This window comes from Nocardioides jishulii, assembly GCF_006007965.1.
GTDB classification, from domain to species: Bacteria; Actinomycetota; Actinomycetes; order Propionibacteriales; family Nocardioidaceae; genus Nocardioides; species Nocardioides jishulii.
Genome location: NZ_CP040748.1, coordinates 46,326 through 68,078, shown reverse-complemented (window position 1 = coordinate 68,078; position 21,753 = coordinate 46,326). Strand labels below are relative to the sequence as shown.

The window sequence follows — 21,753 nt, the reverse complement described above, 5'->3', positions numbered from 1 at the left end:
GAGGTCAACCCCCGCCGGCTGGGCAGCGACCCACCGCGATCACCAGATCCGGACCCGGTCCTCCGGCTCCAGCCAGAGACCGTCACCGGGCTGCGTACCGAAGACCTCGTGGAACTCGTCGAGGTTGCGGACGATGTTGGCGCGGAACTCCGGCGGGGAGTGCGGGTCGATCGTGAGGTACTGGAGGTCGAGCTCCTTGCGGCGCTTCGTGCGCCAGCAGTAGGCCCAGTTGAGGAAGACCTTGCGCTTCTGCTCATCCGTCGCGGAGTCGCCCACCGCGATCAGGAATGCCTTGTAGCCGATCGTCAGGCCACCCAGGTCGCCGATGTTCTCACCGACGGTGAGCTGGCCGTTGACGCGCTCGCCGGGCAGGGCCCGAGGCTCGAAGGCGTCGTACTGCTCCACGAGGGCCTTGGACTTGGCCTCGAAGGCCGTCTTGTCGTCGGCGGTCCACCAGTCCTGCATGTTGCCCTCGCCGTCGTACTGGGCGCCCTGGTCGTCGAAGCCGTGACCGATCTCGTGGCCGATGACCGCGCCGATGCCGCCGTAGTTCTCGGCCGGGTCGGCGTCAGGGCTGAAGAACGGCTTCTGCAGGATGCCGGCCGGGAAGCAGATCTCGTTGGTGCCGGGGTTGTAGTAGGCGTTGACCGTCTGCGGGAGCATGAACCACTCGTCGCGGTCGACGGGGCTGCCGATCTTGCCGAGCTCGCGGTCGGTCTCGAAGGCGGACGCTGCGCGCACGCACGCGACCAGGTCGCCCTCCACGACGTCCAGCCCGGAGTAGTCGCGGAACTTCGTCGGGTAGCCGATCTTCGGCCGGAACTTCTCCAGCTTCACGTAGGCCTGCCGCTTGGTCTCCTCGCCCATCCAGTCGAGCGCCTCGATGGACTGGCGATAGGCCTCGAGCAGGTTGTCGACGAGCTCGTCCATCATCTCCTTCGACCGCGGCGGGAAGTGACGGGCGACGTACTCGCGGCCCACCGCCTCACCGATCGCGCCCTCGACGAAGGCGACGCCACGCTTCCAGCGCTCGCGCAGCTCGGGCGTGCCCGAGAGGGTGCGTCCGTAGAAGTCGAAGTTGGTCTCGACGAAGTCATCAGTCAGGTACGACGCGAGGTTGCGCACCACCTTCGCGCGCAGGTAGGGCTTCAGCTCCTCCACCGGCACCGCGGTCAGCACCGCGGAGAGGTGCTCGAAGTAGGAGGGCTGGCGCACGCACACCTCGGCGATGGTGGCGTCGCTGCCGCCCAGCGCCGCGACGTAGCCGCTCCAGTCGACCGACGGGGCGAGCTTGTCGAGCTCCTCGCGGGTCAGGAGGTTGTAGGTCTTCTGCACGTCACGCGTCTCGGCGCGCTCCCAGTGGCCCTCGGCCAGACGCGTCTCGAACGCGAGCACGGCCTGCGCCTGCTCGGCGCCGTCGTCGATGCCGGCGAGACGGAAGAGCTCGGTGAGGTAGGCGACGTACTTCTCACGCACGTCGGCGAACTTCTCCCCCGCGTAGTAGGACTCGTCGGGCAGACCCAGGCCGCCCTGGGTCAGGTTGACCACGTAGCGGTCGGACTGCTTCGCGTCGGTGTCGACGTAGGACCCGAAGAGGCCCCCGCCACCGTGGCGCTCGTAGGCCCCGAGGAAGGCCCACAGCTGCTCACGCGTCTCGAGGGCGTCGACGTCGGCCAGGAGCGGACGGATCGGGTCGGCACCGGCGGCGTTGATCGCCTCGGTGTCCATGAACGTCGAGTAGAGGACGGCGATCTTGCGCGCGTCCTCGGGGTTGGCGACGTCGTCGGCGTTGCCCTGGGAGAGCTCGGTGATGATCTCGCGCACGTGCTGCTCGGCCTGGTCGGCCAGCGTCACGAACGGCCCCCAGCTGCTGCGGTCGCTGGGAATCTCGGCGGTCTCCAGCCAGGTGCCGTTGACGTGACCGAAGAGGTCGTCCTGGGGGCGGATGTCGAGGTTCATGCCGTCGCGGGCGTCATCGAGAATCGTCACGTCGTCACCCTAGCCCGCGGCAACGACACTTCGAACCGAGTTCGTCCGGGCTCCGACGCCACCGTCAGGTCGCCGCCGTGCGCCCGCACGATGGAGCGTGCCAGCGGCAGCCCCAGACCGGCGCCCGACGTCGAGCGCGAGCGGGCGGCGTCACCGCGCGCGAACCGCGTGAAGACCTCCCCCACGAACTCCGGGGAGATGCCCGGACCGTCGTCGGTGACTCCGAGCAGCACCCGGTCGTCCTCGACGACCAGCCCGGTCGTCACCGTGGTGCCGGGTGGCGTGTGTTGCCGGGCGTTGGCGAGCAGGTTGCTGAGCACCTGGTGCAGCCTGAGTGCGTCGCCCTGGACGGTGACCACCTCCTCGGGCAGCTCCAGCCGCCAACGGTGGTCGGGACCGGTCACCCGGGCGTCCGCGACGGACTCCACGACCATCCGGGTCAGGTCGACCTCCTCCACCGCGAGCGCCCGACCGGCGTCGAGGCGGGCGAGCAGCAGAAGGTCCTCCACCATCGCCGTCATCCGACGGGCCTCCTCCTGCACCTTGCCCAGTGCATGGGTGACGCCGTCGGGATCCTGTCCACGCAGGCCCAGCTCGGCGTAGCCGGAGACGGTGGCCAGGGGAGTACGCAGCTCGTGGGAGACGTCGGCAAGCAGCTGTCGCGCCTGGGCCTCGCTGCGCCGTCGCTGGTCCAGGGCCGACTCGACGTGGTCGAGCGCCGCGTTGAGCGCGAGGGCCATCCGGCCCACCTCGGTCCGGGGGTCCTCCAGGTGCTGCGGCACGCGCGCCACCCCGATCTCGCCCGTGGTCAGGTCGGTGGCCGCGACGTCCTGCGCAGTGACCGCGACCTCACGCAGGGGCCGCAGCTGACGGCGTACGACCAGCGCGGCCAGGGTGCCGCCCAGCAGGGTCGCGACCGTGCCGAGCCCCAGACCCCAGAGCGTCACGGTGTTGCGGGCTTCCTCGACGGGTGCCGTCGGCAGGCCAGTGACGACTGTGATGCCGTCCACCTCCTCGACCTGCACCCGGTATTCGCCCAGTCCCGTCAGGTCGACGGTGACCGGCCCTCCACCCACGGGGAGCCCGGCGAGCGCATCGAGCACGTCGTCGTCGAGCGTCCGCAGGACGCCGGAGGAGTCGATGCGCTGTCCCCGCCCTTCGCCCCCTGCGAGGTAGGCCGTCAACGTCCCGGTCCCCTGCCCTCGCGCCTCGCGGATCGCGGGGGGCGGACCACCGTCGGGCGAGGACGTGTGGGGCCCGACGAGCAGGGCCCGCTGCGCACGCGCGCCGGCGGCCGTCAGGTCGGCGTCGAGCTGGTCGGTGACGTAGGCGCCCACGACCCAGGCCGTCGACGAGACCACGACGACGGAGACGAGGGCGATGAGTGCCACCACGGCAGCGGTCAACCGTGCGGTGAGCGAGCGCCCGACGAAGCGCATCAGGCCGGCTTGAGGACGTAGCCGGCACCCCGCATGGTGTGGATCATCGGGGCCCGGCCCGCATCCACCTTCTTGCGCAGGTAGGAGATGTAGAGCTCGACGATGTTGGCCTGACCGCCGAAGTCGTAGTCCCAGACCCGATCGAGGATCTGGGGCTTGCTCAGCACCCGACGAGGGTTGCGCATCAGGTAGCGCAACAGCTCGAACTCCGTCGCCGTCAGGTGGATCTCCTCGCCGCCGCGACGCACCTCATGGCTCTCCTCGTCGAGCTCGAGGTCACCCACGACGAGCAGCGAACCCTGCTCACGGCTGGTCGCACCGGAGCGCCTCAGCAAGGCGCGCACACGCGCGACCACCTCCTCCAGGCTGAACGGCTTGGTCACGTAGTCGTCGCCGCCCGCGGTGAGACCCGTGATCCGGTCCTGCACCCCGTCACGGGCGGTCAGGAAGAGGACGGGCACCTCAGGCTGGTCCAGGCGCACGCGCCGCATGACCTCGAGCCCGTCGAAGTCGGGCAGCATCATGTCGAGCACGATCGCGTCGGGGCGGAACTTCTTCGCGGTCTCGACCGCCTCACGACCGGCGTGGGCCACGCTCACCTCCCACCCCTCGTAGCGCATCGCCATGGCCAGCAGCTCGGTCAGGTTGACCTCGTCGTCCACGGCGAGCACGCGCAACGGCGAGCCGTCGGGACGGGTCAGTGGCGCCGTGGTCATGACTCGATCATGCGCCTGGTCACCACCCCGTGGCTGGGAGGCGGCTGTGAGGAACCTGTGAACCGCACCCGCGGGGGCGTTCACAGGTGGGTCACAGGCACGACCCAGCGTCGTTCCAGCGAAGCCCTCCACCGTGGGTGATGTCGAAACGTACGCCCCGAAGGAGGAACGATGAAACCCCACGCCCGCTGGCCCATGATGGCCATCGCCCCCGCGCTGGCGACTGCCCTGGTCCTCTCCGGATGCTCCGCGACCGAGGCCCAGTCGGGCTCGAGCAACTCCGACTCGCCCGCCGCCTTCGACGAGTCGGCCCTGCACTCCATCAAGGTCGACGTCGACCCCGACGAGCTGCAGGAGATGGTCTCCACCTACCTCGAGTCCGACGAGAAGGAGTGGATCAAGGGCGACGTCACGATCGACGGCCACGCGTTCAAGGACGTCGGCCTGCGGCTCAAGGGCAACTCGTCGCTGCGCAACCTCACCGAGGACACCAGCCCGAGCGAGATGCCCTGGCTGCTGCGCCTCGACGAGTTCGTCGACGGCCAGGAGCACGAAGGCACCACCGAGTTCGTCGTGCGGCCGAACCGCTCCGCCACCTCCCTGAACGAGGCGGTCGCGCTCGATCTCCTCGAGGAAGCGGGGCTGGCCACGGAGCGCTCGATGGCGACGTCCTTCTCCGTGAACGACGAGGACCCTGAGTTGCGCCTGGTGATCGAGAACCTGGACGAGAACTGGGAGAAGGAGAACTTCGAGGGCGACGGAGCCCTCTACAAGGCGGAGTCCGAAGGTGACTGGTCCTACCGCGGCGACGACCCGGACGACTACGAGGACGTCTTCGACCAGGAGACCGGCGAGGACGACATGACCCCGCTGATCGAGTTCCTCGACTTCGTCAACAACTCCGACGAGGAAGAGTTCGCCGAGAAGCTCCCCGAGTGGCTCGACGTGAAGGCCTTCGCCACCTACCTCGCCTTCGAGGAGGCCATCGACAACTTCGACGACATCGATGGCCCCGGCAACAACGCCTTCCTGCGCTGGGACGCGGCGAAGAAGCAGTTCACCGTGGTGGCCTGGGACCACGACCTCGCCTTCGGGGCGCGGCCGGAGGGCCCTGGACGCGAGCCGGGTGACGGTGGCCGCGACGGCCAGGACGGCAAGGACAACAAGGACGACGCCCCGCAGGGCCCGCAGGGCCCGCAGGACGGACCGCAGGACGGACCGCAGGACGCCAAGAACGACGGCCAGGACGGCCCGCAGGACGGCGACGGCAAGGACGCGCCGAAGGTCATGCCTCCGGGCGGCGGCCCCGAGCATGCCGACCCGCAGCCAGGACCCGGCATGCCCGGTGGTGGCGACAACCCGCTCGTCGAGCGCTTCAAGGAGGTCCCCCAGTTCCAGCAGCTGCTGACCGAGGCGCGTGAGCAGATCCAGACCGACCTCTTCGACTCGGGCCTGGCCGAGGACGTCCTGCAGCGGTGGGTCGACCTGCTGGCCGAGGACGCGGGAGACCTCGTCGACGAGGAGACGCTGAGCGCCGAGGCCGAGGAGGTCCGCTCCTCGATCAAGGGCGACCACGACGCCGGCGACCACGACGCTCAGGGCTTCGGCCCGGGCGCGCAGATGGGGTCGGAGCGGGAGTCGGAGAAGGGGCCGGGGCAGCGCCAGCGCCTCGAGCAGGACCGACGCCCCGAGTCGGGTCCTGAGCAGGGCTCCGCGAAGGACCAGCGCGAGGAGGCGCGCAAGGACCAGCGCGAGGACAAGTCACGCGACCACTCGCGGGACCACTCGCGTGACCAGGCGCGTGACAGGGACCCGGCGAGGAGCCCTGACTCACGGGAGTCCTGAGCTCACCCCCCGTGCGGCCTTCGGGAGTCACCCACTGACTCGCGGAGGCCGCACTGCGCTGCAGTCACGCGATCCGGACGACCAGCTTGCCCGTGGCGCGGCGCTGGTCGAGGTCGCGCAGCGCCTGCGCCATCTCGTCGAGCTTGTACGTCCCGCCGATCGGCGGCTTGACCAGCCCGGACTCGATCATCGGGACGAGCGTGCGCCACTGCTGGTGCATGTAGCCGGGACGCACCATGGCGAAGGCGCCCCAGCCCACGCCGCGCACGTCGATGTTGTTGAGCAGCAGCCGGTTGACCTTGACCTCGGGGATCCCCTGGCCCGCGGCGAAGCCGACGACGAGCAGCCGACCCAGCGGCGCGAGCGCGCGCAGCGAGTCGGTGAAGAGGTCGCCGCCGACCACGTCGACGACCACGTCCACGCCGTGCCCGCCGGTCAGCGCGCCGACCCGCTCACGGAAACCGTCGACCAGGACGGTCTCGTCAGCGCCGGCGGCGCGGGCGACCTCGGCCTTCTCGGGCGTCGAGACCACCGCGATGACGGAGGCGCCGAGGCCCTTGGCGACCTGGATCGTGGCCGTGCCGACTCCCCCCGCCGCGCCGTGGACGAGCACGATCTCACCGGGACGCAGCCCGGCCCGCTCGACCAGGGCGAACTGCGCGGTCAGGAAGTTCATCGGCAGCGCCGCGCCCTCGTCGTACGACAGCACGTCGGGGAGCGGGAAGACGGCGTCCTCGGAGATCGCGGCGAGCTGTGCGGCGCCGCCGTAGGGCGCGACCGCGGCGACTCGCTGGCCGACCTGGAACTGCTCGACTCCGGAGCCGAGCGCCTCGACCGTGCCGGCCACGTCGACGCCGAGGGTGAAGGGCGGCTCGGGCCGCAGCTGGTACTGGCCCTGGGAGAGGAGCAGGTCGGGAAAGGAGACGCCGACGCTGTGGACACGGATGAGGACCTCGTGGGGACCGGGGGACACGTCGGGGACGTCGCGGACCTCCACGCCGTCGGGGCCGGTCGTCTGGATCACCTGGGCTGCGCGCATGGCGACACGTTAGGACCTCTCGCCCGCTTGCGCGAGGGGCACACAGCCCAAATGTGTCGCTTCGACGCCTCGGTCACGGCAGGCCAGCGGGCGGGCCCAGGACCACCGGCAACGTCTCGTAGCCGCGCAGGATGCGCGTCGTACGCCGTCGTGCCCCGACCACCAGGTCGACGTCACCGAAGCGCTCGAAGAAGGCGCGCAGCCCGACCTCTCCCTCCATCCGCGCCAACGACGCGCCGAGGCAGTGGTGGCGACCTGACGAGAACGAGATGTGCTCGCGGGCGTTGGCGCGGGTGACGTCGAAGGCGTTGGGGTCGGCGAAGACCTCCGGGTCGCGGTTGGCCCCCCACAGGACGGCCGCCACCAGCGTTCCTGCCCTGACCTGGTGGCCGAGCAGGTCGGTGTCGACCGTTGCCTGGCGCGCGGTCAGGAGCACGGGCGGGTCGTAACGCAGCACCTCCTCGACCGTGTTGGGCCAGGACGCCTCCTGGGCGCGCAGCTTCGCCAGCTGGTCGGGGTGGGCGGCCAGGAGGGCGATGCCGTTGGAGAGCAGGTTGACGGTCGTCTCGAAGCCGGCCGCCAGGACCAGCCCGGCGGTGGCGCGCAGCTCGGTCTCGTCCAGGCCGGCCCCGTCCACCTCGGCGTGCACGAGCTGGCTGAGCAGGTTGTCACCCGGGTTGCGGCGCAGCTCGGCGAGGTGGTCACCCAGCCAGTCGTCGAACTGCGCCAGCGCGCGGTGCACGCGGCGGTACTGACCCAGGCCCAGACCCAGGTCGAGGCTCGGTGCCGCGGCGGCTCCGAAGCCCAGGACGCGTTCGTGCTGGTCCTCGGGCACGCCGAGGATCTCGGCGATCACGGCCACCGGCAGCGGCGCGCAGTAGTCGGCCACGACGTCGACGGTCTCGCCACGACGGGCCTTCTCCTCCAGGGCGTCGAGGAGCTCGGTGGCCAGCTCCTCGGTGCGCCCGCGCAGCCGCTCGACCGCCCGCTTGGTGAAGACCCCGGTCACCAGCCTGCGGTAGCGCGTGTGGTCGGGCGGGTCGGTCGCCAGCAGCGACGGCGGCTCGAGCGGGTGGATGCTGCGCGGTGCGGTCGCCTCGGCGATCGAGCTGAGTGGCCCGTCCTTGCCGGGGAAGCCGGTCACGAAGTCGTCGCGGGTGAGCACCTCGCGCACGCCGGCATGGCTCGTGACGACGTTGCTGAACTTCGCCCGCACCACCGGGCCGACGGCGCGGATCTCCTCGATCGGACCTGCGACGTCACCTCCCGCCATCACCATGCGTGCCTGCAGGTCGCCCTGCTTGGCGGCCCGGCGGAGCACGAGGCCGGGCAGTCCGTGGATGACGCCCCAGTGCACCGTCTCGCGGACCACGCCGGGCACGCCGGTCACCAGGCGCCTCAGCTCACGCGGCACCGGAGGCGGCAGGGTGACCGTCCGCAACCCCGATCGCAGGCGGCTGCTCACCTCAGTCACTGCCATGGACCCCTCCAGACGAGGCACCCGGACCGGAGACGGGCACTCACGCCACCGTAGGGAGGCGGCGAGGCACCGTCAACGTCCACCGAGACGGATGCAGGCACCGACGTCGACGGTTCGAACTTGTCGCCCCCTCCCGGCAGAATGACCGCCGTGAGTGATCCGATCATCGACAACGTGTTGGACACCGTCGGTGATCAGGCGGTGGGGCGGGCCGTCCCCCGCGCGTTGACCCCGTTCAAGATCCCGGCCTACCGCAAGCTCGCCGCCGCCCTGGTCTTCTCGTCCTTCGCCGGTGGCGTCTGGCTGGTCGCGCTGGTCTGGGAGGTGTTCCGCCTCGGCGGCAGCGCACCCCAGCTCTCCTTCGTCTCGACCATGGCGGCGGTCGGCGTCATCATCCCGGCGCTGCTGGCCGGGGTCGTGGCCGACCGGGTGCCCCAGAAGCTGATCCTGCTCGCGGTCGCCGGCGTCGAGCTCACCGGCATGGCGTTCGCGGCCGCGGCGGCGTACGCAGGCTTCAGCAGCGTGGGCCTGCTCGCCGGCACCGCCTTCGTGACGGGCATGGCGATGGCGTTCTACTACCCGGCCTACTCGGCGTTGCTGCCCTCGATCGTCCCGGCCGAGGACCTGATGGCGGTCAACGGCTTCGAGGGGATGGTGCGACCGACCATCGGCCAGGCGATCGGCCCTGCGGCGGCTGGCGCGGTGATCGGCGTGGCAGCTCCCTCGTCGGCCTTCGCGATCGCCGCCGCGGCGATGGTGCTGGCGATCGTCGCGCTGACCACGGTCCCGCGTACGCCGCTGCGTCGGACGTTGGACGAGCGGCACGCCACCCACCCCGTCCGCTCGGCCTTCACCGACATGGGCGAGGGCGTGCGCTACATGGTGCGTACGCCGTGGCTCCTCGCCTCCCTGCTCTTCGCGTGCCTGAGCGTGCTGGCGATGATGGGGCCCCTGGAGGTGCTCGTCCCGGTCTTCATCAAGTCGACCCTCGAGGGCGACGCGAGCGACCACTCGTGGGTCCTGGCGGCCTTCGGAGTCGGTGGCGCGGTGGGGTCGCTGGCGATGGCCTCGATCCGGATGCCGCGGCGCTACCTCACGGTCATGATGGCCTGCTGGGGGCTGGGCTCACTGCCCTTCGTCCTCATCGCCGAGGCCACAGCTCTCTGGATGATCATCCTGGCGTGCTTCGTCGTGGGCATCACCTTCTCCGCACCGACGGTCATCTGGGGCACGTTGCTGCAGCGACGCGTCCCGCCGGACCTGCTGGGGCGCGTCTCCTCGCTGGACTTCTTCGTCTCCATCTCGCTCATGCCCGTGTCGATGGCCCTGGTCGGCCCGGTCTCCGAACTGATCGGTGTGCGCGCGACCTTCTGGATCGCTGCGCTGGCCCCTCTCGTGGTCTGCGTCGTGGCGTGGCTGTGGGCGAGGATGCCGGCCGACGAGGTTTCGAACCCCCTGGACTGAGACACTTCTCCCGCGCGCCCTGACGTGGCAGGGTCAAGGGCACCGAGGCGCAGGAGGGATCCATGGCGACACAGGACGCGGCAGCGGACGAGAAGGTCAAGCGGGGAGCGTTCTCGTCCCGCAAGGTGTTCATCTTCGCGGCCATCGGTTCGGCCGTCGGGCTCGGCAACATCTGGCGCTTCCCCTACGTCGCCTACGAGAACGGTGGCGGGGCCTTCCTGATCCCCTACCTGGTGGCGCTCTTCTGCGCGGGCATCCCGTTCCTCTACCTCGACTACGCACTGGGCCACCGCTTCCGCGGGTCGGCGCCGCTCTCGTTCGCCCGCCTGAGCCGTCCCGCGGAGGGACTGGGCTGGTGGCAGGTCGGCATCTGCTTCATGATCGCGGTGTACTACGCCGCCGTGCTCGCATGGGCGCTGCGCTACACGTTCTTCTCGTTCAACCAGTCGTGGGGCGACAACGCCGAGGACTTCTTCTACGGGGAGTTCCTGAAGGCCGGCGAGGTCGGCGTCGACCTGACCGTGGTCGCGGGCGTGCTGGTGCCGATGGTCCTGGTCTGGCTCGCGGTCATCGTGATCATGGTGGCCGGGGTGGAGAAGGGCATCGGCCTCACGTCGGTGGTCGGCATCCCGGTCCTCGTCGTCGCCTTCCTGGCGCTGGTGGTGCGGGCCCTCTTCCTGCCGGGAGCGGCCGAGGGCCTGGAGGCCTTCTTCACGCCCAACTGGGAGACCCTGACCCATGCCGGCGTGTGGGCGGCAGCCTTCGGCCAGATCTTCTTCTCGCTGTCGATCGGCTTCGGCATCATGATCACCTACTCCTCCTACGTCGACCGCGACACCGACATGACCGGCTCGGGAGCAGTGGTCGGACTGGCCAACTCGAGCTTCGAGCTGCTCGCCGGCATCGGCGTCTTCGCGGCGCTGGGCTTCCTGGCGCAGGCCAAGGGCGCGGAGGTCGGTGATGTCGTGGAGGGCGGCGTGGGGCTGGCGTTCATCGTCTTCCCGACGATCATCAGCGAGGCACCCTTGGGGGCCCTGATCGGTGTGCTCTTCTTCGGCTCCCTGGTGATCGCCGGCCTGACCTCGCTCGTCTCGGTGCTGGAGGTCGTGGTCTCGGCGATCCGCGACAAGTTCGACCTGTCACGCCGCCTGGCCGCCTCCGTGGTGGCCGTGCCCTGCGCGGTGATCAGCCTGGTCTTCTTCTCCACCGCGAGCGGCATCTACGTGCTCGACATCCTCGACCACTTCATCAACCAGTTCGGCATCCTCCTGGTCGCCACGGTGTCGATGGTCGTGGTCGCCTGGTCGCTCCGGGCGCTTCCCCTGCTGGCCGACCACCTCAACGTGCACGGCTCCATCCCGCTGCTGCTGTGGTGGCGCGTCCTGGTCGGCGGCGTGGTCCCGATCGCGCTGGCCTACATGGTCTTCGACTCCTTCCAAGCCGTGGTCGAGACGCCGTACGGCGGCTACCCGACCTGGATGATCGCGCTCTTCGGGTGGGGTGCCGCTGCCGCCGTCATGGTGCTCGGCTACGTCATCTCGCCGATCCCGTGGCGCGAGGACACCTCGCTCGCCGACCCGGGCGAGGAAGCGCCACCGCACGTCGACCCCGACCCGTTCCCCCACGTCCACGTCCACGACCCGGTCCGACCCGCGGAAGGAACCGATGAGCGATGAGTGCCACCGCGATCGTGATGATGATCTTCTCGATGCTGGTCCTCTGGGGAGGTCTGGTGCTGGCGATCGTGCTCCTGGTGCGCGCCGACGGCCGACGCGGCAGGGCTGACGCGGGGCCGGACGTACGCCCCGGCGGGCAGCACTTCACGCGTGACCTGTGAGCCTCGGGCAGCGACCCGGACCTGCGTGCTGAGATGGGGTCCATGAGCGACACGACGCAGCTGCGTTTCGGCATCGACTTCGGCGGCACGGGCATCAAGGGCGCGGCGGTCGACCTCACCGCGGGCGACTTCGCGAGTGAGCGCGTCAAGGTGGACACCCCCGAGGAGTCGACGCCCGAGGCAGTCCTCGACATCTTCCGTACGATGCTCGCCGACCACCCCGACATCACCGGACCGGTCGGCGTGACTGTTCCGGGCATCGTGCGCCATGGCGTCGTGGGCCTCGCCCCCAACATCCATCCCGCATGGCAGGGGCTGGACGCGGACGAGTTCCTCACCCGCGGGCTCGACCGGGACGTCCACGTGGTCAACGACGCCGACGCCGCAGGGTTGGCGGAGGCGGCCGTCGGTGCGGCGAAGGGTCGCAGCGGCGTGGTCCTGGTGACGACGCTCGGCACGGGCATCGGAACCGCCCTGCTGCACGACGGAGTCCTCGTGCCCAACGTCGAGCTTGGCCACCTCGAGATCGACGGTCGGGTGGCGGAGAAGTGGGCCTCGACCAAGGTGCGCAAGTCGGAGGGACTGACGTACGAGGCCTGGGCGAAGCGGTTGACCGTCTACTACCGCACCGTGGAGCGGCTCTTCTCCCCCGACCTCTTCGTGGTGGGTGGCGGAGTGAGCGCCTCGCACCACAAGTTCCTGCACCTCATCGACATCGACACCGAGATCGTGCCTGCGACGCTGCAGAACCGTGCGGGGATCGTCGGCGCGGCACTGCTCGCGGAAAACTAGAGAGCGCGGCACTGCTCGCGGAAAACTAGAGAGCGCGGCACTGCTCGCGGAAAGCTGAAGAGCGCGGCACTGCTCGCGGAAAGCTAGAGAGCGCGGCGTTGCTCGCGGCCAACTAGGCTGGTCCGGGTGGAAGATCAGGAGCTGCTCAGGGCGTACGACAGCCAGCTGCGCGAGGCGTCGGAGTTCTCGACGGCCACCGCCGTACGCCGCGATGGACCGCTGTGGATCGGCCGGTACGGCGACCGGGGGCACGTCAGCTACCGCGACCTGCAGGGCCTCAGTGGCGACGAGCTCGAGTCGCTGGTGGCACGCACCGTCCAGGGCTTCCTCGATGACCCGCGCCTGAGCCAAGGTGAGTGGAAGACCCGCGGTCACGACCTGCCCAGCGACCTGCCGGAGGTGCTGGTCGCCGCCGGGTTCGTCCCCGAGCCGCGAGAGACGGTCATGGTGGGTGAGGCGGAGGGAGTCGCCGCCCTGGCGCACGACTCCCTGCCCGACGAGGTCGAGGTGCTGAGGGTCGACCAGAGGCCGGATGCGGAGCGCTGGGTGCTGGCTGCAGCCCGCATGCAGCACGCCGTGTTCGGCAGCGGTCCCGAGCCGGACGAGGCGCTGGCCGGTCAGGACGCCCGCGCCGAGGGCGAGGAGTTCTGGGTCGCTCGGGTCGGCACCGACGTGGTCGGCGCCGGACGGGTCCAGCGGGTCGCCGGGACCGAGTTCGCCAGCCTGTGGGGCGGCGCGGTCGACCCCGCCTGGCGGGGACGCGGGCTCTACCGGGCGCTCGCGTCCGGGCGGGCGAAGGCGGCCGCACGCGCGGGGGCGCGCTATCTGCACAGCGACTGCAGCGACATGTCCCGGCCGATCCTGGAGCGGGCCGGTCTGCGGCCGATCACCACGACCACGCCGTACGTGTGGACCAGAGCCGGGACCGTGCGAGACGGGTGAGACGCCGAGAGGTCACGCCGGCCGTGCGGCTTGGAGGCATCGTGCTGATCGGCGCGATGCTCGCCGGGTGCGCCGGCCAGGACCTGACCATCACCCCCGAAATTGGCGAGGTCCGAACCAGCGAACCCGCAGCAGGCGGACCGGGCGGAAAGGACCCGGCGACCACCGGATCGCCCGCCGCCCCCGCCGTGGAGCCTCCCCCGCGGCTGACCGAGCGCCTGCTCCCCGCCGACCTCCTCGTCCAGGTGGAGCGAACCCTCACCGCCGACGAGATCGCTCGGGTGAGGCGAGTGGCCGGGATCGACCACGTGACCCCGCTCTCCCTGGCCCAGGTCAGCGTCCAGAACCGGGTGCTGACGCTGGCTGCGGTGGACGTCAGTCAGTACCGGCGCTTCACCCAGCGCCGGACCGCCCGGTACCAGGCGGCGTGGGATCGAGTCGCCGGCGGCGAGCTGGCGGTGGACCCGAGCGTGCCCCGTCGTCTCTGGGAGGCCGACGACCACCTTCGCCTCGGCAACGACCGGCAAGCGCCCCGGGTGCACATCGGGGCCACCGTCTCCCAGGTCCCCCAGGTCGACGCCGTGCTCAACCCGGCGTGGGGCCAGGAGCTGGGCATGCCGGCCGACAACGCGCTGCTGATCTCCACCAGCACGACCGAGCCGCGGGTGGTGCGCCCACGGGTGGAGCGCGTGCTGCGGCGGCTGCTCGGCGAGAAGCCGTCGGTACAGGTGCAGGTGCTCGGCCAGGACCGGGACCTCACGGCCGTCCAGAGCGCCTACCTGACCGGAGGCTCGGTCGCCCTCGGCTCCTTCACCTACCGGGTGCTCGAGGATGGCCGGATCTCTCCCGACCCGGCGTGGGTGGCGGAGAGCATCGTGACCGATGAGGTGCCGATCCTCGGACAGGTGACCTGCCATCGCGTGGTGATGCCGCAGCTGCGTGCTGCCCTCGCCGAGATCCGGCGGGCCGGTCTGGCGGCCAAGATCAACGTGGCCCAGTACGGGGGCTGCTTCAACCCGCGGTTCATGGCCGACGCTCAGAGCCTCTCGCTGCACGCCTTCGGCATCGCGCTGGACCTCAACGTGCCCGGCAACCAGCGGGGCACCGTCGGCACGATTGACCGGCAGGTGGTGAGCATCTTCGAGAGGTGGGGCTTCGCCTGGGGCGGCCGCTGGGCATGGACCGATCCGATGCACTTCGAGATGGATCGCCTCGTGGCGGCTCGCTAGCCCGCCCCATCGACTAGGTCGCGCGGGTCACCCTCCACCACCGTGTTGATCGCGTTCGCGGCACCGGTGAGGTATCGCTCCACGACCGCTCGCTCCTCCTCGGTGAACTGCGCGTCGTTGGCCTGGAGAGCCGCGAACATCGGCGTCAGGTGCAACCACGCCTCGCGTCGTCCGGCGTCGGTGATGTGCACGCCCGTACGACGACGGTCACCCGGGATCGGGCGGCGTACGACGTGTCCCCGCGCCTCGAGACGGTCGACGACGCCGGTGGCGGCTGCCGTCGTGATGTCGAGGTGGCGGGCCAGCTCGGCCGGCCCCATCATCTCGATCGAGAGCAGCTCAAGAGCCGTGAGGTCGGTCGGGCCCAGCCCGGTGCGACGCGACAGGACGTGGTGCAGGCGTGCGCCGATCCGGGTGATCTCGCGGAGCGCCCTCAGCGCGCCGCTGTCCTTCCACCGTGCGGGCATCTCTCCCCCTCATCAGGACTGGACCACCGGACAATCTCGGTCATTTCGCTGACACCGGGAACAAGTGAGCCCAGAGACTTGGTTGCTAAGTTTGTTGGCAATCAAGCCAGCAAAAATATAACCCACCCTCACCACTCCCCCAGGAGCCCGCGCCATGTCCACCCCCGCCCCCGGAACCAACCGGGTGACTCGCTTCATCGCCGGTCGACGTACGGCATGGATCGTCGCCCTGCTTCCGCTCCTCTTCGCGGGCTGGGTCATCAGCCTGGGGGAAGCCGAGGCGCCCACCGACCCCAGCCTCTCCCTCCCCGACGGCTACGGCATCACCCAGGCCACCGACCTCGAGGAGCGCCTCACCACCGAGGAGTCCTCGGCTGCCATCCTGCTGTGGACCGCCGACTCGGGTGAGCTCAGCGAGCAGCAGCTGGGCGAGCTGCGCAAGGCCGTCGGCAAGGGCCCCTTCGTGGTCGCCGAGGACCGCTCGGCCGTCTACACGGTCGTGCCGGTGGACGCGCAGGACTCCAGCGAGATCCGTGAGCAGGTCAAGGACCTGCGGGCCGAGGTCAAGGCCGACGCCCCCGACGGCGTGAGCGGTTCCGTCACCGGACCGGCCGCCATCCAGTCCGACTTCAGCGAGGTCTTCGCCGGCGCCGACGTGCGCCTGCTCCTGGCCACCGCGAGCATCGTGGCCATCCTGCTGATCATCACCTACCGCAGCCCGGTGCTCTGGATCGTCCCGCTGGTGGTCGTGGCGGTGGCTGACCGCCTCGCCGCGATCAGCGCGACCCAGATCATGCAGAACGTCGACTTCGTCGCCTGGGACCAGTCGACGGTCGGCATCCTGTCGGTGCTCGTCTTCGGAGCAGGCACCGACTACGCCCTGCTGCTGATCTCCCGCTACCGCGACGAGCTCAAGCGCGAGGAGTCGCGCCACGTCGCCATGGCGCGCGCGCTGCGGCGTACGTTCGAGTCGGTCGCCTTCTCGGCGTCCACGGTCGTGCTCGGCGTGCTCACCCTGCTCCTCTCGGTCTTCCCGAACACCCGCGGGCTCGGCCTGGCCTGTGCCATCGGCGTCCTGATCGCCGCCACCTTCGCCGTCGTCGTCCTCCCCGCCGCGCTCGTGGTCTTCGGCCGCTGGCTCTTCTGGCCGATGACCCCGAAGGTCGGCGACACCCAGCTGGTCGACGGCAAGGGTTTCTGGCACAAGGTCGGCCGCCGCGTCGACAGCCGTCCGCGCACCTTCGTGATCGGCACGCTGGCCCTGCTGGCCGTGCTGATGGTCGGCTTCTCCCAGGTCAAGGTCGGGCTCGAGGAGTCCGAGCAGTTCCTCGACACCCCGCCGGCGCTGGTCGCCGCCGAGCGCCTGGGCGAGTCCTACCCGGCCGGCACCAGCGACCCTGCCCAGGTGCTGACGGAGGCCAACCCCGGCGAGGTCCTCGCCGCGGTCAAGAAGGTCGAAGGCGTCACCTCGGCCATGATCTCCGACGAGGGTGACGGCGTCGCGATGATCGACGCCGTGACGGCCGCCGCGCCCGGCACCGACGAGGCGAAGGCGACCGTCGAGCGGATCCGCTCCGCGGTCGACGGGTTCGACAAGACCTACGTCGGCGGTGGCGACGCCGAGCTGATCGACGTGGCGGACGCGTCGAACCGTGACCGGATGCTGATCCTGCCGGTGATCGTGCTGCTGGTGCTCGGCGCGTTGATCCTGCTGCTCCGCTCGCTGATCACCCCGGTCCTGCTGGTCATCACGGTGGTGGCGACCTACGCCGCCGCGATGGGCATCTCGTGGTGGGTCTTCACGTTCGTCTTCGGCTTCCCGGCGATCGACCAGAGCGTGCCACTCATGGCCTTCCTCTTCCTCGTCGCACTGGGTGTCGACTACAACATCTTCCTCATCACCCGGGCCCGCGAGGAGGCGCTCAAGTTCGGCAACCGAGTCGGCATGCTCCGCGCGCTCACCGCCACCGGAGGCGTGATCACCAGCGCAGGCATCCTGCTGGCGGCGGTCTTCGCCGTCCTCGGCGTGCTCCCGCTGGTGGTGCTCGCACAGCTCGGCATCATCATCTTCTTCGGCGTCCTGCTCGACACCCTGCTGGTGCGCACGGTCCTGGTCCCGGCCCTGGCGATCTCCCTGGGCGACAAGTTCTGGTGGCCGCGCAAGCTGCCGACGCCGGCGGCCGGTGAGGGCGACCGGGACGGCTCGACCCCCCTGGCCGGCACCACTACGGTGGCTGGATGACCGACAACAACGCCGTGAGCGTCAACGACGCCCTCGAGGCCGACCGCTACGAGATCCACGTGGCGGGCGAGCTCGCCGGGTTCGCCGACTACCGGCGGCTCGACGGCGTGATCGACTTCCTCCACACCGAGGTCTTCGACGCGTACGAGGGCCGTGGCCTGGCGAAGGAGCTCGCCACCGCGTCGCTCAACCACGTACGCCAGCAGGGCATGGGTGCGCTGCCGCACTGCGCGTTCTACCGCGGCTTCATCCAGAAGAACCCCGAGTACGTCGACCTCGTCCCCGAGGAGTCGCGTGCGGAGTTCGGGCTGGCCTGAGCGCCTCCCCACGACAGCGCAAGCAGGGCCCCGGAGACATCTCCGGAGCCCTGCTTGCGCTGTGATCGGTGGGACTGCGTCAGCTGGGCTGCGGGACCTTCAGCGCCGCCTCGATGTCGTCGGCGATCTGCTCGGGCTTGGTCGTCGGCGCGTAGCGCTTGATCACCTGACCGTCGCGGCCGACGAGGAACTTGGTGAAGTTCCACTTGATCTTGTCGCCCAGCAGGCCCGACTTCTGCTGGCGAAGCCACTGGTAGATCGGGTGGGTGTTGTCGCCGTTGACGTCGACCTTGGAGAACATCGGGAAGGTCACGCCGAAGTGACCGGTGCAGAAGGAGGCGATCTCCTCGTCGGTGCCCGGGTCCTGGTGGCGGAACTGGTCGCACGGGAAGCCGAGCACCGAGAAGCCCTGGTCGGCGTAGGTGTCCTGGAGCTCCTGGAGACCCGTGAACTGCGGGGTGAACCCGCACTGCGAGGCGGTGTTGACGACGAGGAGCACCTGGCCCTCGTACGACGTGAACTCGGTCGGCGTGCCGTTGATCGCCGTGGCAGAGAAGTCGAAGAGGGAGGTCATGCGGCAAGTGAATCAGGCCACACCAGCGAGCGCCTGCCAATCCCCGCGCCGAGCGGCCGTGTCACCGACGCAGCCGCCCGGCGAGCACGTCGACCCCGTCACCGGAGACGTCGCGCAGCGCCGCGCTGCGACCGGCGACCACCAGGGCGACCGCCTCGCTGGAGCCTCGTACGACCGCCCCCTCGCCATGGCTCCACTCCTGGTCAGTGGTCTCGAACCGCAGCCCTGACAGTCGCGCGCGAGGGACGAAGCCCTTGCTCGCCGGCTCGGACACCAGGAAGTCCAGGGCCGGGCGCCACGAGGACGGCGGCGGGTTGACGTCCAGGCCCAACGGCCGGGCGGCGTCGCGCAGGTGGATGCAGGTGTCGGTCATCGGTCCGAGCGCACCGGTCACGGGCGGGTCGAGGCGCCGGTCCGCCCGTGACCGCAGCTGCTCGACCAGCACCTCGGTCGGCTGCTCAGCGTCCCGCTTGGCGGTCTCGTCGACCATCCGGCCGAGGTCGAAGCGGTACTTCACCAGCGCCTTCACCAGGAACCCGACGGTGAAGCCACCCTCCGGCGGCACGAGGTGTGCAGCGACCTCTCGCACGGTCCAGCCGGCGCAGAGTGACGGCGTACGCCACTGCTCGGGCGACAGGTCGGCGAACATGTCCGCGGCCAGCAGGCGGTTGGCCGTGGCGATCTCGTACACCTCGTCAGGCGCATGGGAGGACATGGCACCACCGTAGGGAGGAACCGGGTGCTGCGTCAGCCCCCGTGACGCGCGACGTCGTCGGCCAGCACCTGGGGCCAGCGCGCCACGTCGGCGGGCGTACGCGCCACCTCGAGCCGCGCGCACGGCAGCAGCTCGGCGAGGCGCTCGGCGGTGGAGACCGGGTGGGCGGGGTCGTCGATCCACGCCAGGATCGTCACCGGTACCCGGATCCGCCTGACCTGCTCGGGATCGGGCAGGTCGGTCAGCGCAGCGCCACGGAAGAGGGTCGGCAGCAGCTCGGGCGAGACGTCCGGCACGGTCTCCGGGGCGTCGACGGTCGCCGGCGGGCGTGGGACCAACCGCCCCGCCGCGAGGAAGGTGTCGAGGCCGCGCTGCTCGACGACGTCGGCCGCCCGCAGGTAGTCAGCCGACTTGGCGCGTCGCGACTCCCACGCGGTCGGGGGGACCAGGAGCGTCAGGCTGCTGAACCGCTCGGGGTCGACGACCGCCGCGTGGAGCAGCGTCGCGCAGCCCATCGACGGGCCGACGCCATGCACCCGCTCACCGGGGAACCAGTGCTCCAGCAGGGCGAGGAGGTCACGCGCCAGGACCGGCCAGCGGTAGTCCTCGGGGACCCGACGGCCGGTGGAGCGTCCGTGGCCACGGGCGTCGTAGCGGAGCAGACGGGTGCCGCTGAGACCGCGGCCGAGGTCGAGGTCGAGCAGCCGGTCGCGCCGGCGGCTGGAGGTGAGGCCGTGGAGCTGCACGACCGGGTGTCCACGCTCGTCGCTGAACTCGGTGTCCAGCTCGGCACCGGGCACGCTGAACGTCGTCATCGGTTCGCTCCTCCCCGTGGACCGCGGGCCTAGGCTAACGCCATGCGGCTGACCAACGTTGCGCACCTTCGCCTGCCGTTCGGTCGGCTCCTCGGCTACGACGTCACCGTCAGCGAGCCCGGCCGCGCCCTGCCCGTCTCCTTCGACCAGGCGCTCCACGTGGGTGCCGGTGACCGGCCCGGGTCGTGGATGGCGCTGTCGTTCAAGCTGCCCGAGGCGGTCGCGCTCGATGACCTGGCGACCGCCTGGCTCGCCGTCGTCGCGCGGCACGGGACGCTGCGCACCGTCTTCTCCCCCGGCGAGGACGGCGCGGACGGCCCGGCGCTGCACGAGGTCGAGGTGGGTCCCGGCGCCTGGGTGGAGCACCCGATCGCGCCCGGCCAAGCGGTCAACGCGGCCCTGCGCGACGTGCTCGACGCGGCGTGCACCCCGCACGCCCGCCCCTCGCACCGCATCTGCGTGCTCGAGACCGCCGCCGGCCCCACCGTCGTGGTCGGCGCCGACCACGCCCACACCGACATGTGGTCGATGCTCGTCATCGCCCGTGACCTGCTCACCTCGCTGGCGGCCGTGGAGTCGGGCGCGAAGCCGGCGCTCCCGCCGACCCCGACCTTCGCCGAGCACACCCAGTCACTGCGCGACCGGCCCGCGGCGCCCGAGGAGGTCCGTCGTCGCTGGGCCGAGATCATCACCGACGGCGGCGGGGTGATGCCGTGCTTCCCGATGCCGCTGGGTGAGGTGACGACGCTGCAGCGCGAGCGTGTGGAGGTGCGCGACGTGCTCGACGTCGACGACTGCGCCGCCTTCAGCGCCGAGGCCCGCGACCGGGGCGTCTCCACGCTCGCGTTGGTCGTCTCCTCGATGACCGAGGTGACGCAGGAGCTGGCCGCGCAGCCGTTGCGCGCCGTCTTCCCGGTGCACAGCCGCTACGAGCCCACCTGGCACGACTCGGTCGGGTGGTTCATCACCAACTCGGTGCTGGAGAGCCACGACCCCGAGCCGCGCGCCTGCGCCGCCGCCGTCAAGGAGGCCGTGCACCTGGGCTCATCGCCCCTGGCCGACGTGCTCGCGCCCTGGGGTGGCATGCCGATGGCGCCGGGCATGTTCGCCATCTCCTGGCTCGACCTGCGGCGGCTCCCGGTGCGGGTCGACGCGGCCGGTCTGGAGGCCCAGTACGTCGGCGCCGAGATCCTCACCGACGGCGTGATGCTCTGGTTCATCCTCGACGAGGCCGGACTGCACCTGCGGTGCCGCTACCCCGACACCGACGAGGCCCGCCGCAACGTCGGCGCCTGGCTCGACGCGCTCGTCGCGCACGTCGGCGCCCACGCGCGCGAGTCGGCGGGTCGCCGCCTCGTCGTCGACGGCGAGGTGTTCCGGGTGCAGCGAGCCCGGCGTACGGAGGTGGGGACGCTGGTCGCCCTGCTCGCCGACGACCCGATCGGAGCGACGCGCGAGGGAGCCGAGCTGCCGCGCTACGAGGCGGCGTACGACGCCATCACCCGCGACTCCTCCCACTACTTGGCGGTGGTGCGCGACGCCCATGACGAGGTCGCCGGCACGATGCAGCTGACGATCGTCCCGGGGCTGTCCCGCGGAGGCGCCACGCGGCTCCAGGTCGAGGGCGTACGCGTGGCTGCCGCCCACCGCGGCCGCGGGCTCGGCACGGCCATGCTCGGCTGGGCCCACGACCACGGCGCCGCCCACGGCGCGACGTTGGCGCAGCTCACCACCGACCTCGCCCGCACCGAGGCGCGCGCCTTCTACACGCGGCTGGGCTACGAGGAGTCGCACGCCGGCTTGAAGCGGGCGCTGTAGGGCGAAAACGATTCGTCGCCCGAGCGCGCCGGA

The 21,753-nt window shown here is 70.7% G+C and carries 19 protein-coding genes; 10 read left to right on the top strand and 9 right to left on the bottom strand.

What is annotated here, in order from left to right; all coding sequences use genetic code 11:
• Nucleotides 1-39: 39 nt before the first annotated feature.
• From FCL41_RS00300 to FCL41_RS00290, 3 genes are read right to left on the bottom strand one after another with little or no spacing between them, the layout of a single operon-like run.
• Nucleotides 40-1,989, bottom strand: a complete 1,950-nt coding sequence (locus tag FCL41_RS00300; RefSeq protein WP_137064511.1) for a M13 family metallopeptidase — start codon at nucleotides 1,987-1,989, stop codon at nucleotides 40-42.
• Nucleotides 1,986-3,428, bottom strand: coding sequence for a sensor histidine kinase (locus FCL41_RS00295; protein WP_137064512.1), 1,443 nt, complete (start codon nucleotides 3,426-3,428; stop codon nucleotides 1,986-1,988). Before FCL41_RS00295 ends, FCL41_RS00300 begins: the two co-directional genes overlap by 4 nt.
• On the bottom strand, nucleotides 3,428-4,144 hold the full coding sequence (locus FCL41_RS00290) for a response regulator transcription factor (protein ID WP_137064513.1): 717 nt from the start codon (nucleotides 4,142-4,144) through the stop codon (nucleotides 3,428-3,430). Before FCL41_RS00290 ends, FCL41_RS00295 begins: the two co-directional genes overlap by 1 nt.
• 171 nt (nucleotides 4,145-4,315) lie before the next feature.
• Between FCL41_RS00290 and FCL41_RS00285 the strand changes: the two genes are divergently transcribed.
• Complete coding sequence (locus FCL41_RS00285; protein ID WP_137064514.1) at nucleotides 4,316-5,989, top strand: CotH kinase family protein; 1,674 nt, start codon at nucleotides 4,316-4,318, stop codon at nucleotides 5,987-5,989.
• A 64-nt stretch (nucleotides 5,990-6,053) separates the two neighbouring features.
• Here the strand turns inward: FCL41_RS00285 and FCL41_RS00280 are convergent, their stop codons facing one another.
• Both FCL41_RS00280 and FCL41_RS00275 read right to left on the bottom strand, forming a co-directional pair.
• Nucleotides 6,054-7,028: an NADPH:quinone oxidoreductase family protein gene (locus FCL41_RS00280; RefSeq protein ID WP_137064515.1), complete on the bottom strand. Its 975-nt coding sequence runs from the start codon at nucleotides 7,026-7,028 to the stop codon at nucleotides 6,054-6,056.
• Nucleotides 7,029-7,101: 73 nt separating this feature from the next.
• Complete coding sequence (locus tag FCL41_RS00275) at nucleotides 7,102-8,508, bottom strand: cytochrome P450 (protein WP_137064516.1); 1,407 nt, start codon at nucleotides 8,506-8,508, stop codon at nucleotides 7,102-7,104.
• Between the two features lie 150 nt (nucleotides 8,509-8,658).
• Between FCL41_RS00275 and FCL41_RS00270 the strand changes: the two genes are divergently transcribed.
• From FCL41_RS00270 to FCL41_RS00245, 6 genes are all read left to right on the top strand, one after another.
• A complete protein-coding gene (locus tag FCL41_RS00270) occupies nucleotides 8,659-9,972 on the top strand; it encodes an MFS transporter (RefSeq protein WP_212723044.1) in 1,314 nt (437 codons plus the stop codon).
• A 62-nt stretch (nucleotides 9,973-10,034) separates the two neighbouring features.
• Nucleotides 10,035-11,648 carry a sodium-dependent transporter gene (locus FCL41_RS00265; protein ID WP_137064518.1) on the top strand — a complete coding sequence of 538 codons (1,614 nt, stop codon included), beginning with the start codon at nucleotides 10,035-10,037 and terminating at the stop codon, nucleotides 11,646-11,648.
• On the top strand, nucleotides 11,645-11,809 hold the full coding sequence (locus tag FCL41_RS00260; RefSeq protein ID WP_137064519.1) for a methionine/alanine import family NSS transporter small subunit: 165 nt from the start codon (nucleotides 11,645-11,647) through the stop codon (nucleotides 11,807-11,809). Before FCL41_RS00265 ends, FCL41_RS00260 begins: the two co-directional genes overlap by 4 nt.
• A 42-nt stretch (nucleotides 11,810-11,851) precedes the next feature.
• A complete protein-coding gene (gene ppgK / locus FCL41_RS00255) occupies nucleotides 11,852-12,601 on the top strand; it encodes a polyphosphate--glucose phosphotransferase (RefSeq protein WP_137064520.1) in 750 nt (249 codons plus the stop codon).
• Nucleotides 12,602-12,727: 126 nt separating this feature from the next.
• Complete coding sequence (locus FCL41_RS00250; RefSeq protein WP_212723045.1) at nucleotides 12,728-13,543, top strand: GNAT family N-acetyltransferase; 816 nt, start codon at nucleotides 12,728-12,730, stop codon at nucleotides 13,541-13,543.
• The gene (locus FCL41_RS00245) at nucleotides 13,540-14,772 is read left to right on the top strand and encodes a M15 family metallopeptidase (RefSeq protein WP_175422332.1); all 1,233 of its coding nucleotides are present in this window, start codon (nucleotides 13,540-13,542) and stop codon (nucleotides 14,770-14,772) included. The genes FCL41_RS00250 and FCL41_RS00245 overlap by 4 nt, the downstream gene beginning before the upstream one ends.
• Here FCL41_RS00245 and FCL41_RS00240 read toward each other — a convergent pair.
• Nucleotides 14,769-15,239, bottom strand: coding sequence for a MarR family transcriptional regulator (locus tag FCL41_RS00240; protein WP_137064523.1), 471 nt, complete (start codon nucleotides 15,237-15,239; stop codon nucleotides 14,769-14,771). The genes FCL41_RS00245 and FCL41_RS00240 overlap by 4 nt on opposite strands.
• A gap of 154 nt (nucleotides 15,240-15,393) precedes the next feature.
• Here FCL41_RS00240 and FCL41_RS00235 point away from each other — a divergent pair, with 154 nt between their 5' ends.
• Both FCL41_RS00235 and FCL41_RS00230 read left to right on the top strand, forming a co-directional pair.
• Entirely contained in the window at nucleotides 15,394-17,481 is a 2,088-nt protein-coding gene (locus tag FCL41_RS00235; protein ID WP_137064524.1) for an MMPL family transporter, read from the top strand.
• Entirely contained in the window at nucleotides 17,478-17,798 is a 321-nt protein-coding gene (locus FCL41_RS00230) for a GNAT family N-acetyltransferase (protein WP_137064525.1), read from the top strand. The genes FCL41_RS00235 and FCL41_RS00230 overlap by 4 nt, the downstream gene beginning before the upstream one ends.
• A 79-nt stretch (nucleotides 17,799-17,877) precedes the next feature.
• On the opposite strand, the gene FCL41_RS00225 is transcribed toward FCL41_RS00230, so the two are convergent.
• The 3 genes from FCL41_RS00225 to FCL41_RS00215 all read right to left on the bottom strand — a co-directional run bounded on the left by FCL41_RS00225 (nucleotide 17,878) and on the right by FCL41_RS00215 (nucleotide 19,902).
• The gene (locus FCL41_RS00225) at nucleotides 17,878-18,372 is read right to left on the bottom strand and encodes a glutathione peroxidase (protein ID WP_137064526.1); all 495 of its coding nucleotides are present in this window, start codon (nucleotides 18,370-18,372) and stop codon (nucleotides 17,878-17,880) included.
• Between the two features lie 61 nt (nucleotides 18,373-18,433).
• Entirely contained in the window at nucleotides 18,434-19,087 is a 654-nt protein-coding gene (locus FCL41_RS00220; protein ID WP_137064527.1) for a maleylpyruvate isomerase family mycothiol-dependent enzyme, read from the bottom strand.
• Nucleotides 19,088-19,119: 32 nt separating this feature from the next.
• Entirely contained in the window at nucleotides 19,120-19,902 is a 783-nt protein-coding gene (locus FCL41_RS00215; protein WP_137064528.1) for an alpha/beta fold hydrolase, read from the bottom strand.
• A 42-nt stretch (nucleotides 19,903-19,944) separates the two neighbouring features.
• On the opposite strand from FCL41_RS00215, the gene FCL41_RS00210 reads away from it, so the two are divergent.
• Complete coding sequence (locus FCL41_RS00210; protein WP_137064529.1) at nucleotides 19,945-21,720, top strand: GNAT family N-acetyltransferase; 1,776 nt, start codon at nucleotides 19,945-19,947, stop codon at nucleotides 21,718-21,720.
• Nucleotides 21,721-21,753: the final 33 nt, after the last annotated feature.